The sequence below is a fragment of the Gaoshiqia sediminis genome, from assembly GCF_025907915.1.
GTDB classification, from domain to species: domain Bacteria; phylum Bacteroidota; class Bacteroidia; order Bacteroidales; family Prolixibacteraceae; genus Gaoshiqia; species Gaoshiqia sediminis.
In genome coordinates this window covers 1-15,444 of sequence record NZ_JAPAAF010000010.1, presented here as the reverse complement: position 1 = coordinate 15,444, position 15,444 = coordinate 1, and the positions used below count along the sequence as shown (strand labels likewise).

Sequence of the window (15,444 nt, the reverse complement as noted above, 5' to 3'; positions counted from 1 at the left end):
TGAAAATCTCTTTAAAAAAAGCAAAGTATTCCCGATTTATCAAATATGCCAGAGCTTTTTCTTAGCAGGTTTTATAAATCGGAAATACTTTCAATCGTAAAGGATTAATTTGATTTTTTTATTGGAGTAATGAAATGAAATCAACAGAAATTCAGTCGTTTTGTGTGCGCTGAATTTTATCATGTTTTCAAATGCCAAAATCAGCCTTGATGGAGTTTATCCACCTGGTTACACGTTCGTCGGTCAGTTCGGGCTCAAAATCTTCGTCTAGGGGCAGGCCAATAAATTTTCCGTCCACCAGCGCTTCCGAGCCTTCAAATTCATAACCCGACGGATCAACTTGCCCGACGATGTTGACGTTTGCATTCCCCTTGCGGATTTCGCGGGCCAACACGCCCATGGCATTTACAAAATGGCCGGGGTAGGTGATGTGATCGCCCAGGCCAAAAATGGCGATGGTTTTATTGGAGTAATCCACTTTGCTTACTTCGGGGAAAAATTTGGCCCAATCGGTGTTTGAATATTCCGAGTCCCAGGTTTCTTTGCCAACAGTTGAAATCCCGAAAATGATTTTATCATACTTTTCAAGGTCGGCAGCACTGGCATGGTTTACCGACACCAACTCGACCAACTCGGCGCCGATCGCCGCCTTCACTTTTTCTGCCACCCGGTGGACTGACCCTTTTTCCGGGCCGAAAAACAATCCAATTTTGCTCATTCTCTTATGTTTTACTGATTACTGATTTCTAGTTCTCCGCGAACATATTCGCCTAAAATAGATAAACTGGAGACATTTTTCAAGACCAGGTGGATGGCTTTTTCATAATTTTCTTCCGAATCGTATTCAACATCCACGTGCATGGTGTATTCGTTTGGTTTGCCAACAATGGGCACCGACTGAATTTTGTTGAGGTTGATTTTATTGTCGGCAAAAATATTCAGCACCCGTGCCAGCGCGCCGTAATAATGCCCAACTTCGAAACAAAGCGATGCCTTGTTGGTTTTTACATGTTGGTTGGCGTGTTTGGAGAGGATCCAAAAGCGGGTGTAGTTTTTCTTGTTCGATTCAATGCCGGTTTCGAGCACTTCCAGTCCGTAAATTTCGGCAGTGCGCAGGTTGCCAATAGCAGCGGCATCGCGCAGGTTTTCTTCTACCAGCAGTTTGCCCGATTTGGCGGTGTCTTGGTTTTCCACAATTTTTGCATTGGGGAAGTATTTCTCGATATATTCCACGCACTGGCGAATGGCCACCGGGTGCGAGTAGATGGTTTTGATGTCTTCTTTTTTTCCGCCTGGCAACATCATCAAGTTCATCTGAATGTGGATGTACGTTTCGCCAATGACGCGCAGGTGGTAGTCGCGGATCAGCGAGTAGTTCTGAAGAATGCTCCCGGCGATGGAATTTTCGATGGCCATAACAGCGATGCTCACTTTGTCAGCATCAATCAGCTCGCAAACGCTTTGAAAGGAACGGCATTCCACCACTTCAATTTCTTCGTCACCAAAATATTTTCGCGCAGCATCTTCGTGAAAGGAACCTGCAATTCCTTGTATAGCAATTTTCTTCATACCTTTTTAAACTAATTAAAAATCCCGGGGGATAAACCCGGGACAATTTACGCAAAAATCAGCCTGTATGGTTGTCTGTCAGACATTCATCCGGTGAAAATTAACAAAAAGACAAGTCTTTCCGGTGTTTTCGGAGACTGTTTCCAGTTCTTTTTCATTTTTCAGAAGGACTGGACCGGCCCCCGGCATAAGGATAAAACTTTTTATTCCGTTATTTCTTAAAGCTTATACAAGTCGCTGGCTTTCACCAATTCCATTTTGTGATCCTGCAATACCTGGATGCACTTTTGAATGTTTTCGGGTTTCAGTACGATATTGGCCGATTTGTTGTCCATGGAATAGGCATACAGGTACTCGATGAAAACCCCTTCGGACGACAAGATATTCAGCGCCCGGGCCAATGCGCCGGGTTCGTTTGGGCTGCTGAGGCATACCACTTCGGTGAGCCGGACGGCAAACCCGGCGGATTTCAGTTCCTGCAAGGCCCGGTCGGGATCTGAAACGATCAGGCGCAAAATGCCAAACTCGGAGGTGTCGGCCACACTGAAAGCCGACATATTGATGCCGGCATCTCCCAAAATTCCGGCAACCTCGTTTAACCGTCCGGTTTTGTTTTCCAAAAAGACCGATAGTTGTTTGATGATCATATTTTTGTCCTCCTATAATTTGCGGTTATCGATAACACGTTTGGCTTTTCCGGCCGTACGCTCGATGGTTTTGGGCTCAACCAGTTTTACATTTACCGAAATACCCAGCGTGCTCTGGATGTTGTGAGTAATTTTCTTTCGGAGCGATTCCAGTTGTTTTATCTCGTCGGAGAAGAATTGTTCCTGCACTTCTACCATCAGGTTCAGGGTATCCAGGTTTCCTTCCCGTTCTACGATCAGCAGGTAGTGGGGTTCGGTTTCGCTCATTTCCAGCAACACACTTTCTATTTGCGATGGGAACACATTCACCCCGCGGATGATGAGCATATCGTCGCTACGGCCCTTGCATTTTTCCATGCGTACGAGGGTTCTGCCGCATTCGCATTTGTCGTAAATCAGGCGCGTCAGGTCGCGGGTGCGGTAACGGATCAGCGGGATGCCTTCTTTGGTAACCGTGGTGAACACCAGTTCTCCGATTTCTCCGGCCGGCATCGGCTCCAAGGTTTCCGGGTTAATAATTTCGGGGATGAAGTGATCTTCGTTGATGTGCATGCCGCATTGGTGTTCGCACTCGCACGAAACGCCCGGTCCGATGATTTCGCTCAGCCCGTAAATGTCGATGGCTTTCAGTCCCAGTTGGGTCTCAATTTCTTTTCGCATGTTCTCGGTCCAGGGTTCGGCGCCAAAAATGCCTACGCGCAGTTTTAGATCTTCTTTTTTTATGCCGGCATCTTTCATGGCTTCAGCCAAATAAAGCGAGTAGGAAGGGGTGCAAGCTACCACGGTGGTGCCAAAATCTTCCATCAACTGAAGCTGTTTCTGGGTGTTTCCGCCCGAGATGGGGATAACCGATGCTCCGAGGTTTTCACACCCGTAATGCAAGCCCAAACCGCCTGTGAACAAGCCGTAGCCATAGGCTACCTGGACGATATCGTTTTGGTGTACCCCTGCCATACACAACGAGCGGGTAACCACTTCCGACCAGCTGTTCAGGTCTTTACGGGTATAACCAACAACTGTCGGTTTTCCGGTAGTGCCCGATGAGGCGTGGATACGGACAATCTCGCTCATGGGCACGGTAAACATGCCGAACGGGTAGTTATCGCGCAAATCTTGTTTGGTGGTAAAGGGTAATTTGTGCAAATCGTCCACCGAGCGGATATCGGCCGGTACCAGCCCAACTTCCTGCATTTTTTTACGGTATGCAGGCACTTTGTGGTAAATCCGCTGAACGGTTTCGCGGAGCCGTTCCGATTGGATGGCTTTCATCTCTTCACGTTCGGCGCATTCAATTTTTTCGTTCCAAATCATAACGGTACTATTTTTTAACGGACCCCTTCGTGGCAGGCATCCAAATGTTCTGAATCCATTTTTGGTGTAAAAATACTTACGCCGATCAGCACCAATGCAGAAACGGGCAGGGCAATCACAATGGGATCGATAATGGCCCAGGGAAATTGCTCAAAAAGCATATCTTTTCCAAATAAGGCTTGACAAATTCCAAGGGGCTGCGATTCTTTCTGGTGCATGAACACGAGCATGAACACGCTCACCAGTAAGCCAATCCAGATACTCCATTTTACACCTGATTTTGTGGCGCCTTTCCAATACAGTCCGGCAAAATAGGCTGGCAGAAAAGCTGCTGCGCACACGCCAAAAAAGATGGCGGTACCGCGTGCTACAATGCCAACGGGCAGTTTGTACCCGATGATGATGCTGATCAGAATAGCAAAAATGATCCCGATCCGGGTGATCAGCATACTGTTCCTGTTTTTTTGGGGGAATAGGTTTTCAAACAAATCGCGACCAATGGAAGTCCCCATCGTGTGGAACTGTGAACTTAAAGTTGACATCCCGGCTGATAATAACGACAGCATAAACAGGTAAACAAACCATTCGGGCATGGCTGCGTTCAGGAACTCCGGAATAATCAGGTCGACATTCCCTTTGGCAACTTCGATGGCCAATTGTCCACTTTCGCGGTAGAAATATAAGTTAGAGAGTGAACCAACGGTATAAATAAATCCGGTTACCACAAAAATGAAAATGCCGCCAATCAACACCGCACGGTTCAATTCACGGTTACTTTTTACGGTCATAAACCGGACCACCAGCTGGGGCTGGGCCAATACGCCAATGCCAACACCCAGGATGATGTTTGTTGTCAGGATCCACCACCAGGCCGATCCCAGGCTTGGAAATACGGTCCAGCCGTGGTGCCCTTGCTGGTGCAGGCTTTCGGGAACGAGGTTGGCCATGTTGGTGAGTGCTTCGTGGGCGCCCGAAACTCCGCCTAGTTTAATATAGGTCATAAACAACAGGAAGAAAAGGCTCACAAACATGATCCCGCCTTGCAGGGCATCGGTGTACATCACCCCTTTCAGGCCTCCGGCTACCACGTAGGCAGCAATGATGACGGAAAAGAAGGTGAGCGCAATGCCAAAGTCGATCTGAAAAATACTTTCAATGAAGCGTGCGCCACCAATCAGCACAACGGCAGCGTAGAGTGGCATGGCCACAAAAATGATGGCGCCGATGAGCATCTGGATGCTTTTGGATTGAAATCGTGCCCCAATAAATTCGGGAAAGGTATGGGCATCCAGGTTATGTCCCATTTTACGGGTTCGGCGGCCAAAAAAGATGAAGGCAATAAATACGCCGACAAAGATATTCAGAAAGGTAAGCCAGATGAGCCCCATGCCGTAAACGCCGGATATCCCGCCAAATCCGATGATGGCGGATGTGGAGATGAAGGTGGCGCCGTACGACACGGCCATGACAAAGGGGTGGATTTCGCGTCCGCCCAATAAATAATCTTTGGCTGTTTTTGTTTTTTTGAATCCGACATAGCCCAAGTAGGCGATCAGCAGCAGATAAACAATAACTACAAGTCCAAGGGTGAAAGTGTCCATACGTTCAGGCTTAAAGTTCTTCGTTGATTTGGTCTTCTTTGGTTTCCCAGTCGATGTCGCGTTTCAGCTCTTCGGCAGTGATTTCGGCGCCTTTGTTCCAGTTGGCAGCGCCGTACCAGACGCAGGCCACCAAACTCAGGACAGACAGCAGATAGCCGAGGTAAATTCCGGGGTCATCAATTCCAAGCATCGTGTTCGTTTTTAGTTTAGTTATGGTTTTATTTGAAATATACTTCAGATCTTGTTTGGATTTCAGTTCTTCAATTACCGTAAACCAGGTGATCCTCCAACGGATAAAGGTCTTCGGCGGCCAATGTAGCCAGCGCCTGATCATAGTCGTCCACATCAATGAGCAGCAACGCTTGTTCATTTTTGCTGATAATCCGTCCGTAAGCATTCAGGATGTTTACCCCCGCGTGGGACACTTTCATTAAAATGTCATCCAATCCGCCGGGGTGGTCTTCCATCCCGAAGGCCAGCACTTTGCGTAAAGCAGCCGACAAGCCTGCCTTGGTCAGCGCTTCACAGGCTTTTTCGGGCTGATCGACCAGCAGGTTCAAAATACCCCAACCGCTGACGGTATGCGTCAGTGTCATGGAGCGGATGTTTATGCCATTTGCCTTTAAAACACCTGTTACCCGTTCAAAATGGCCGGGTTTATTTTCAAGAAAAATGGATACCTGATAAGCCATCGTTAGCAGTTTTTTAGGTTGTTTGAATTTGAGTGGCGATCTGTTTTCGTTTATCGATTACGCGAACGGCTTTGCCTTTGCCTTTCGGGATGGCGCCAGGTTCCACCAGACGGACAATGGGTTTGGCCAGTACTTCGTCGCGGATCTGGCTGGTTATCACACGTGTCAGTTTTTCAAGCCGGGCAATGTCGCCGTTAAACCAGTCTTTTTTTACCTCCACTTCAACAATCATTTCATCAGCCCCGTTAATTTCTTCCAGCGTGATACGGTAATCCGATCCCACCTCGGGGATGCGCAACAGCACGCCTTCCACCTGCATCGGAAAAACATTGCAGCCCTTGATAATGAACATGTCATCGGAGCGTCCGGCGATGCGGTCGATGCGGGCATGGGTGCGTCCGCAGGCGCAGGGTTCGGGGATAATGCGGGTGAGATCGCGGGTGCGGTAGCGGATCAGGGGCATGGCTTGCCGGTCGAGGGTGGTCATCACCAGCTCACCAAACTCGCCATCGGGAACGGGTTCCAGTGTTTCCGGATCAAGTATTTCAATCAGGTAGGCATCTTCCCAAATGTGCAAGCCGGCTTGCTCGGTACATTCAAAGGCTACTCCTGGGCCGTTCATTTCGGATAAACCGAATGAATTATAAGCTTTTACACCAAACATTTCTTCAATGCGGCGGCGTTGTTCTTCGGTGTGCGGTTCGGCGCCGATCACAAAAATACGCAGGTCGGTGTCTTTTCGCGGGTCCAGTCCTTCAGCCTGAAAAACTTCGTACAGGCGCCCCAGGTAGCTGGGAATGGCATGAATAGCCGTGGTGCCGTAGTCGCGCATTAGCTTGATTTGGCGCAGGCTGTTGCCGGCCCCGGCAGGAATGCTGAGGCAGCCCAGTCGTTCAATGCCGTACTGAAATCCAAGCCCTCCGGTAAACAGCCCGTAGCCGCAAATATTTTGGAAGACATCGGTGTCGCGGATTCCGGCGCAAAACAGTGAGCGGGCCATCAGGTTGGCCCAGCTGGCAATGTCGTGCCGGTTATGAAAAATCACGGTTGGGTTGCCGGTTGTTCCGCTCGAACTGTGCAGGCGGATGATTTCTTTTTTTGGCTGGGTCAGGAACCCGTATGGAAAATGATTTCGCAGGTCCTGCTTGGTTGTAAACGGTAATTCGCGGATGTCCTTCACATCTGAAATCCGTTCGGCTGTAATCCCTTTGGCGGCGTACAGTTCTTTGTAAAACGGCGATTCCATGGCTTGATTGATCGTCTTTTTCAGCCTGTCAACCTGCAGCTTTTCAAGATCTTTTCGCCGGAGAGTTTCAAATTCTTTTTCCCAAAACATTGGCCGGATTTCCTTTAAAAGTGGTACATCATCATCAAAATAAGACGGTGGTTGGTGGTCAGGTGTTTATCACCATAGAGTCCGTCGGAAAAATCAAAATCACCAACACCATAGTTGGCTGTTGTCATCTCGTATTCGGCTACAAAGCGCATTTTCGAAACATTCAGGGCCAAGTGCGGCGAAACCCGCGCGTGGTTCATCACGTTGGGCAGCAAACCTGCTGTGACGGCTTTGCCGGTGGTTGTGTTTTCGTAAAGCGGGTCGCTGGTGCCCAGGTTGGCGCCATAGCCCAGCATCATGCCAACTTGCCATTTTTTTCCGTACTCCATGCTCAGCAAGCTGGTGTAGTTATTAAAGTTGGTGTAGGTTTCGGCGCCGGTAGCAGCATCTTTGCTTGCCACGCCATACCCGCCCAACAGGGTGAGGTGGGTCATGTTTTGTCCGTAATAGCCTTTGGCGGTGAGCATAAACCTATCTGATTTGTATCGCAGATAAGCCGTGAAGCCAGTGCTGGTCAGGTACTCGTCCGACTTGAAGGTGCCTGCCGTTCCCGTAGTGGTCATGCTGGGCTTGGTACGCTTTGTTGAGGCGCCTGCCCCCAGGGTCAGCCCGTTTTTGTTGTACTCGGCCGATAAAACCAATTCGGGGATGACACCGTTGCGCTGGGCTTGGTTCGGAGTGGTGTATATACTTGATTCAAGCGCTTTTGAACTGTATTGATTTTCGTAAACAATCGATCCGCCCAAGGTGAAGTTTCCGGAACGAACATCGTAGCGGATTTGCGGGGCACGGCTGAATACCTGAAACGGAGCGCCGGTATTCAGTCCGGCAACAACCGGGAAAACGCTCCCTCCCCAAAACGGGTGCCAGGTTTGGCCGATCAGCAGTTTTGATTTTTCCCAGGCAAAAACCATGTTGGCATGGCGGATGCGGAACAAGGTTGGTTCGGTTTTTACAATTCCGCCAAAATCGAATTCAATATTGGCACTTGTTTTAGCGCCGAAAATCTCGGGGCCTTCAATTTTTACGCCCAACCGCGTTGCCAGGGCCGATAGGTACGAGCTGGTTTGTTGGTTGATATCGCTGCCGTTGCCGTCTTTGCCCGCATACAATGGCACCAGGTAAAACACATCATAGGCGGCATCGAGCCCCTTGTAGGTATCTACAAAAAATTCGTTGCGGATGAAGCCGTAAAAATCCAGGTTCAGGTCTTTTCCCGATTGTTCCTGGGCATAGGATGCCAAAAATAAGCCAAGTAAGCAGAGCAGGGCAAAATACTTTTTAAACATGTCGGTTTTTGCGTTTTTTTAATGAATAGAAATGGTTGTTCAATTGGCGGTAACTGCTTTCAGAACATGCAAAAGCAGCCTTTCAGAGAAGGCTGCTTGAAAGTTAGTCAGCGTCCTATTGATTGATTGGGAATCAAAAATATAACAAATGCCTGTTCGGACAACAGAAGCGAAAAATGAATTATTGGAAAGAATGCTGTCTGTTTTACAATTTAATAAGCAAAGGTGCCGAAAAACAAGCATTTGTAAATAATCGAGTGCAAATGACGTTAATTTGAAAACGATGTAATTTATAATCAGTTTGAATAAAGAAAAGCGCATTCTCCTGGTTTGTGCAGGTGGTATGTTTTTCAACAAAAAAATGTCATTTTGTAATATCGGTTACAACTTGTCCGGGGTAAGCGCCGTAATTTTAGCTAACTAAAAAAGCTAACCCGCATGATCCGAAAACTTCATCCGCCAAAAAACTGGAAAATTCCCGTCATACTGGTTCTTGGAATTTTTGCCGGGCTTTTTGTGTTGTCGGTATATCTTTCCAAAGCACATTCTTATTTGTCCGACGATCCGAAAACCTGCGTCAACTGCCACATTATGGCGCCGCAATATGCCACCTGGAACCACAGCTCGCATCGCGAAGTGACCAACTGCAACGATTGCCATGTGCCCCACGATAATGTTTTCAATAAATATTTCTTCAAAGCAAAAGACGGAATGCGCCATGCTACCATGTTCACCTTACGGTTGGAACCACAGGTTATTTTCATCAAGGAGGACGGGGCCGAAGTGGTGCACCAAAATTGTGTGCGCTGCCACAGCAATCAGTTGATGGATGCCCGGCAGGCTGGTTGCATTGCTAATTATGAAGAAAACCGCACCTCCCGAAAATGCTGGGATTGCCATCGCGAAGTCCCGCACGGAAGGGTAAACAGCCTGTCGAGTACTCCTTTTGCGCGGGTGCCGCTGCCGGAAAGCCCTGTTCCCAACTGGTTGAAAGAATTCACAAAAAAATAAATCAAATCCATATGAAACCACTGAAAACCACCATTGAGAAAAAACCGATTTTAGGCTGGTTGCTTTTTCTGGCCACGTTGATTGTTGTCTTTTTGTTGGGCCTCTTGGCCTCCTCCATCATGGAGCGACGGGCCGAAGCCAGTTTTGTCAATGTTCCTAAAGTGAAACTTGCCGATTTTGAACCCCGCAACAGCGTGTGGGGCGAAAACTTTCCGCGGGAGTACCAGTCGTATATTAATACGGCCGATACCACTTTCCGCAGTAAACATGGTGGCGGCGCCATGCTCGACATGCTTGAAATCGATCCCCGGATGGTTGTTCTTTGGGCTGGTTACAGTTTCTCGAAAGATTACAATCAGGGACGTGGACATTATTATGCCGTGGAAGATGTTCACAATACCTTGCGCACCGGCGGGCCGCTCAACGAAAATGAAGGCCCGATGCCGTCCACTTGCTGGACCTGTAAAAGTCCCGACGTTCCCCGGGTGATGCAGGAAAAAGGGGTGGCTGAATTTTATAAAGGAAAGTGGGCCCGCTTGGGGGCCGAAATTGTTAATCCCATTGGTTGTGCCGATTGTCATGACCCTGAAACCATGAACCTGCGCATCAGCCGCCCGGCATTGATCGAGGGTTTTCAGTCTATGGGCAAAGACATTACCAAGGCCAGCCATCAGGAAATGCGCAGTCTGGTTTGTGCCCAATGCCATGTGGAATATTATTTCAATAAGAAGACCGTGGAAGGCGCAGAATATCTGACTTTCCCCTGGGCTAACGGTTTGACTGTTGATGCGAAGGAAGAATATTACGACAACATCGAGTTCAGCGACTGGACCCATGCTTTGAGTAAAGCTCCGATGCTGAAGGCTCAACACCCGGATTATGAAATTTATACGCACGGCATTCATGCCCAGCGCGGGGTGTCGTGTGCCGATTGTCACATGCCTTACAAATCGGAGGGCGGACAAAAATTCACCGATCACCACATTCAGTCGCCGCTGAACAACGTCGCTAATTCGTGCCAGGTTTGTCACCGCGAAGAAACACTGGAACTGGTGCAGAACGTGTACGAACGTCAGGACAAAATCATCGAAAACCGCGACAAGCTGGAAGAGTTGATTGTTCGTGCCCATGTGGAAGCTAAGAAAGCCTGGGATTTGGGCGCCACCGAGGAAGAAATGAACGACATCCTGCAAGGAATACGCCATGCGCAGTGGCGTTGGGATTATGCGGCGGCCAGTCATGGCGGTTCGTTCCATGCCCCTATCGAAACCGGGCGCATCATCACAACCGGTATCACCATTGCTCAGGAAACGCGGATCAAACTGTCACGTGTGCTGGCCTCGAAAGGGTTCAACCAGGAAGTGCCCTATCCGGATATTTCAACCAAAGCGAAGGCCCAGGAATTTATTGGCCTGGATATGGATGCGCTGAACAGCGAAAAACAGGAGTTCAAAGAAACGTTGTTGCCCGAATGGATGAAAAAAGCTAAAGAACGCGAAGATTCGTGGGCGATCGTCCGTAATTAATGACCTTAACCGGAAGGATTCATGAAACAGCCAATCATTATCATCGTGGTCGCTTTGCTATTGCTTTGCGGCAAGAAAAGCTATGCGCAATTTAGCCTAAGCGGGGAGTTTCGTCCGCGTACCGAGCTGAGCCATGGCGCCAAGAGTCTGGCATCCGACAATCAGGATGCCTCGTTGTTTACCTCGCAGCGTACCCGGCTGAATGCCATCTACAAATCCGAAAAGGTGTTGACCATGCTTGTGCTGCAGGATGTGCGCACCTGGGGGAGTCAGGCGCAATTGGTGGGTAACGAGGATTTTGCCACCTCGGTGCATCAGGCCTGGGCCGAAGTGTTTCTCGCCCCTGAGTTTTCGCTGAAAGCCGGGCGCCAGGAACTAGTTTACGACGATCAACGGATTTTGGGAAACGTGGGCTGGGCACAACAGGCCCGTTCGCACGATGTGGCTGTGTTCAAGTACCAGAAAGATATCAGTCTGCATGTTGGGATTGCCCACCACGAAAACAGCACCATCACCAACAATATATTCGATGGGAACGATGCCTACAAGGACATACAGTTTGCCTGGTTCAACAAGAAATGGGACGACGCCGGCCTGAGTTTACTTTTCCTGAACAACGGCGTTCCTGTAAACGAAGTGGATGGACAAAAGGTGAATTACAGCCAGACTTTTGGCGGACACGGTAAGTTCACGATTGGCGAGTTTAAGTTTTCGGTCAACGCGTACCTGCAAACCGGCGAAGATGTTGCCGGAAACGACATCAGCGCCCACAATCTTTTGCTGGAGGCTATCTGCAAGCACGGTGTCACCTGGGGCTATGAGCGTTTGTCGGGCACCGGCTACGATGATTCCAAAAACAAATCGTTCAATCCGCTGTATGGCACCAACCACAAGTTTAACGGCTTCATGGACTATTTTTTCGTGGGAAATCACCTGAACAATGTTGGGCTGAATAATATCTATGCCAAGTACAATTATTCAAAAGACGAGCTCAGCCTGTACGCGCATGTGCATTATTTTTCCTCGGCGGCCAAAATCACATCCGGTGCCGATCGTTACCTGGGAACGGAAGTGGACTTGGGGGCCGGTTGGAAGATCAGTCCCGAAGCCAATTTCAGCGGAGGATTTTCATTCATGATTGCCGACGACAGCATGGAACTACTGAAAGGCGGGGACAAATCAGCCGGTAATTACTGGGCCTATCTGATGTTAACCGTAACACCGACATTTATTAAATAGAGCATGAGAAGAAATACCTGGCAGGCGCCCTGGTCGTATCGTGAGGGAGTAATTATTGGTGGAGGATTGGTTTTTCTGGGGGTAGTCTGGCAGGTATTTCTGCCTTCATCCGGATTTCAACTACCATTTTGGCCCGGCAATTTGTATATGGGCCTGATTTTTCTGGCACTCCTGTTTACCCTTCATTTTTTACTGAAAAGCACCAGCGTGGTGAAATGGTTGGCATCCGTTCCGGCGGCAGTGACATCGGCTGCTTTGTACTGCGGTTTGGCCATTTTGCTGGGGATTATCCCGCAAGGACAGTCATCCGGCTCTCCAATTGTTCACGTATTGGGTTTGAACCAGCTTACCAGCTCGTGGGTGTTTGCCCTGGCTAACCTGTATTTTCTAACCAGTTTGGGCTTGGCTACCCTCAAGCGTCTGTTCCCGTTTAAGTTGAAAAACTTGGGTTACCTGCTGAACCATGCCGGATTGTGGATTGCCCTCACCGCAGCGGCGTTGGGCAGCAGCGATTTGCAACGCCTGAGCATGAACTGTACCGAAGGACAACCCGAATGGCGGGCGTATGACGGGAGCGGGCAGCTGGTAGAAATGCCTGTAGCCATTGAGCTGCTCGATTTTCAGATTGACGAATACCCTCCCAAGCTGACATTGGTTGATAATGAAACCGGACGGATTGCCGTGCCCGACAAAAAAAACGCATTTTTCTCGGTGGCCGATTCCTCTTTTCAACTGCTGGACTACCGGGTTGAGGTGGACCGCCTGCTGCCCGAAGCCGGCTTGATCGGCGATCGCTTTGAGCCGGTAAACGAAGTGGGGTCGCCGCCGGCTGCCCGCCTTACCGTTACCCGACTTTCAACCGGCGACAGTCAAAGTGGCTGGGTGAGCTCGGGCAGTTTCCGCTTTCAGCCGTATGCGTTCAAAATATCCGACCAGTATTCGCTGGTGATGCTGCCGCCCGAGCCACGCAAATATCAGTCGGACATTCGTGTGATGACGCAGGAGGGACAGCAGCTAACGGCCACCCTGGAGGTGAACAAGCCGCTGAAGCTGGGGGGCTGGAAATTTTATCAGCTAAGTTATCATGCCGACATGGGCAAATGGTCGGACATGAGCGTGATTGAGCTGGTTCGCGATCCCTGGATCCCGGTTGTTTATCTCGGGATTTTTATGATGCTGGCCGGATCGTTGTTTTTGTTCCGCCATGGAACTTACAAAAAGAAAGGACTGGAGAATGGGTTGGATTAATTTTGAATATTATGCCTTTGCGGCCCTTTTGCTGTGGGGCGTTGGCAGCGTTTCGCTGTACCTCAAAACCGATAAACAGGGGATAGGGGTGAGGGTGCCCGCTCTGTTTTCGGCAGCAGGACTGGCCGTGCTGATGTTGTTCATCCTGCTTTTATGGCTGAAGATCGACCGGCCGCCCATGCGCACCCTGGGCGAAACCCGTTTGTGGTATTCGTTTTTGCTCCCGGCCATCGGGCTGGTGAGTTTTTTGCGCTGGCGCTACAAATGGCTGCTGGCTTACAGCCTGTTGATGGGCGGCCTGTTTTTGCTGATCAACATCCTTCATCCCGAAACCTACGACAAAAGCCTGATGCCTGCCCTGCAAAGTGTGTGGTTTATTCCGCACGTGATTGTATATATGTTTGCCTATGCTTTGCTGGCGGCTTCCAGCCTGGTGGCCCTCAAAGCTGTTTATCAGGATTATCGCGGAAAGCGGTGGAATACGCTGCCCAATCTGGCCGATAACTTCGTTTACCTGGGCTTTTCGTTTTTAACCATGGGCCTGCTGTTTGGCGCGCTGTGGGCCAAAGAAGCCTGGGGCCACTACTGGACCTGGGACCCCAAAGAAACCTGGGCTTTCATCACCTGGACGGCCTACCTGATTTACATTCATTACCGCTACAAGCACCAACACCGGCACAAACAGGCCATGTGGATTTTACTGATTGCCTTCGGCTTGCTCATGGTTTGCTGGTTCGGCGTGAATTACCTGCCGTCGGCACAAAACAGTGTGCATACCTATACCAGTTAAGGATTATCTTACATGTTAAACCCCTGTTCGCGGATGGTTTTCAATAGCTTTTCCGAAAAATACAGGTTGTCGGCTTTTTTGTAACGAACATCGGTAAACACCTGGGCCAGGTTTTGTTTTCCGTTTTCGGCCACAAATTGGGCCGAGCTTTCCAGCGCTTCTTTTTCGCGGTACATGTCGTTGATCCGCTCGTCGGTGTTTTCGCGGTATGTTTCGTGGTGCACAATCGCGCTCAGCGGCAGGCGGTCGGTGAGGCCCGGTTCGTGGTCGGGATAGCCCAGGCTGATGGCCGTCACCGGGATCACCCCTTTGGGCAGGTTGAGCGCTTCGATGATTTCCGGCGCATTGTACAACGGTGTTCCCAGGTAGCAAATGCCCAGTCCTTTCGATTCGGCGGCGATGCAAATGTTTTGGGCAAACAGCGACGCATCGATGATGCCATTCACCACCCACAGCAGATTGTCGTAACCGGCATCGGCCTGGCGCAGCTCGCACCAACGGTTAAAGCGGTTCAGGTCGGCGCAAACGGTAAGGAACACCGGCGCCTGGGTAACCATGCCCTGGTTGAAGTGAAGTGGCGCCAGGCGCGCTTTGCTGGCTGCATCGCGGGTAACAACTACACTGTACAGCTGCATATTCCCGGTGGTTGAGGCCCGTGTGCCGGCCTCGAGTATTTCGTTCAGCATTTCATCCGAAACAGCATCGGATTTGTATTTTCGGATGGAGCGGTGTTGTAAAAGAATATCCATGATCGCTAATTTGTGGTTTCGTATTTTGGTTGCCAAAGTTAAGGTCAAACGCCGGAAATGGAAGAAAAAATGTGGAAAAAACGCGCTGTGCTGACCTGAAGATATCGACCATTGCAGTCGTATGACCGCTTCTTGTCGTTACAAACGCCAGCCAGCGAACCCCTCGTTACCGCTTCGATCAAATGAAGGAGAGGAAAGGGCAACAACGTTTACGTCCGTATAATCCCGGCAGGGATTGCATGTTTATAGCAAATCCATTGGTGGAGGACATGCGACCCCGCAGGGGTCGAACCGGAAGCGTGGCCCCTTGTTTCTATAAACATTCGATGCCTCCGGCATCATCCAATTGTGAAAGCGTCATCCCGAATTTATTTCGGGATCTCTGTCGGGAATTGCAGAAGCGGCAAATGGCCATAGATGCTGAAACGAGTTCAGC

The 15,444-nt window shown here is 49.6% G+C and carries 15 protein-coding genes; 5 read left to right on the top strand and 10 right to left on the bottom strand.

Annotated features, from left to right (window positions below):
* Window positions 1-187: 187 nt before the first annotated feature.
* The 9 genes from N2K84_RS09120 to N2K84_RS09080 all read right to left on the bottom strand — a co-directional run bounded on the left by N2K84_RS09120 (window position 188) and on the right by N2K84_RS09080 (window position 8,445).
* Window positions 188-718, bottom strand: coding sequence for a flavodoxin (locus N2K84_RS09120; RefSeq protein ID WP_282591490.1), 531 nt, complete (start codon window positions 716-718; stop codon window positions 188-190).
* 11 nt (window positions 719-729) lie between these two features.
* Window positions 730-1,569: a prephenate dehydratase gene (locus N2K84_RS09115; RefSeq protein WP_282591489.1), complete on the bottom strand. Its 840-nt coding sequence runs from the start codon at window positions 1,567-1,569 to the stop codon at window positions 730-732.
* Between the two features lie 218 nt (window positions 1,570-1,787).
* Entirely contained in the window at window positions 1,788-2,216 is a 429-nt protein-coding gene (locus N2K84_RS09110) for an ACT domain-containing protein (RefSeq protein ID WP_282591488.1), read from the bottom strand.
* Window positions 2,217-2,228: 12 nt separating this feature from the next.
* Window positions 2,229-3,527 (bottom strand): phenylacetate--CoA ligase family protein, encoded by a 1,299-nt coding sequence (locus N2K84_RS09105; RefSeq protein WP_282591487.1) that lies wholly within the window; start codon window positions 3,525-3,527, stop codon window positions 2,229-2,231.
* Between the two features lie 14 nt (window positions 3,528-3,541).
* A complete protein-coding gene (locus tag N2K84_RS09100) occupies window positions 3,542-5,128 on the bottom strand; it encodes a sodium:solute symporter family protein (RefSeq protein WP_282591486.1) in 1,587 nt (528 codons plus the stop codon).
* A 10-nt stretch (window positions 5,129-5,138) separates the two neighbouring features.
* Window positions 5,139-5,318: a symporter small accessory protein gene (locus N2K84_RS09095; RefSeq protein ID WP_282591485.1), complete on the bottom strand. Its 180-nt coding sequence runs from the start codon at window positions 5,316-5,318 to the stop codon at window positions 5,139-5,141.
* 70 nt (window positions 5,319-5,388) lie between these two features.
* Window positions 5,389-5,820: a hypothetical protein gene (locus N2K84_RS09090; RefSeq protein WP_282591484.1), complete on the bottom strand. Its 432-nt coding sequence runs from the start codon at window positions 5,818-5,820 to the stop codon at window positions 5,389-5,391.
* 13 nt (window positions 5,821-5,833) lie between these two features.
* Complete coding sequence (locus N2K84_RS09085; protein WP_282591483.1) at window positions 5,834-7,156, bottom strand: phenylacetate--CoA ligase family protein; 1,323 nt, start codon at window positions 7,154-7,156, stop codon at window positions 5,834-5,836.
* A gap of 14 nt (window positions 7,157-7,170) precedes the next feature.
* A complete protein-coding gene (locus N2K84_RS09080) occupies window positions 7,171-8,445 on the bottom strand; it encodes a hypothetical protein (protein ID WP_282591482.1) in 1,275 nt (424 codons plus the stop codon).
* A 438-nt stretch (window positions 8,446-8,883) separates the two neighbouring features.
* Here N2K84_RS09080 and nrfH point away from each other — a divergent pair, with 438 nt between their 5' ends.
* Genes nrfH through N2K84_RS09055 form a run of 5 tightly spaced genes read left to right on the top strand, consistent with a single transcriptional unit; the run spans window position 8,884 to window position 14,259 of the window.
* A complete protein-coding gene (gene nrfH / locus N2K84_RS09075; protein ID WP_282591481.1) occupies window positions 8,884-9,456 on the top strand; it encodes a cytochrome c nitrite reductase small subunit in 573 nt (190 codons plus the stop codon).
* Between the two features lie 11 nt (window positions 9,457-9,467).
* A complete protein-coding gene (gene nrfA, locus N2K84_RS09070; protein ID WP_282591480.1) occupies window positions 9,468-10,982 on the top strand; it encodes an ammonia-forming cytochrome c nitrite reductase in 1,515 nt (504 codons plus the stop codon).
* Window positions 10,983-11,003: 21 nt separating this feature from the next.
* Complete coding sequence (locus N2K84_RS09065; RefSeq protein ID WP_282591479.1) at window positions 11,004-12,221, top strand: hypothetical protein; 1,218 nt, start codon at window positions 11,004-11,006, stop codon at window positions 12,219-12,221.
* Window positions 12,222-12,224: 3 nt separating this feature from the next.
* A complete protein-coding gene (locus N2K84_RS09060) occupies window positions 12,225-13,469 on the top strand; it encodes a cytochrome c biogenesis ResB family protein (RefSeq protein WP_282591478.1) in 1,245 nt (414 codons plus the stop codon).
* Window positions 13,456-14,259: a cytochrome c biogenesis protein gene (locus N2K84_RS09055; RefSeq protein ID WP_282591477.1), complete on the top strand. Its 804-nt coding sequence runs from the start codon at window positions 13,456-13,458 to the stop codon at window positions 14,257-14,259. The genes N2K84_RS09060 and N2K84_RS09055 overlap by 14 nt, the downstream gene beginning before the upstream one ends.
* A gap of 8 nt (window positions 14,260-14,267) precedes the next feature.
* Here N2K84_RS09055 and N2K84_RS09050 read toward each other — a convergent pair whose 3' ends face one another.
* Entirely contained in the window at window positions 14,268-15,008 is a 741-nt protein-coding gene (locus N2K84_RS09050; protein ID WP_282591476.1) for an NADPH-dependent oxidoreductase, read from the bottom strand.
* Window positions 15,009-15,444 lie beyond the last annotated feature (436 nt).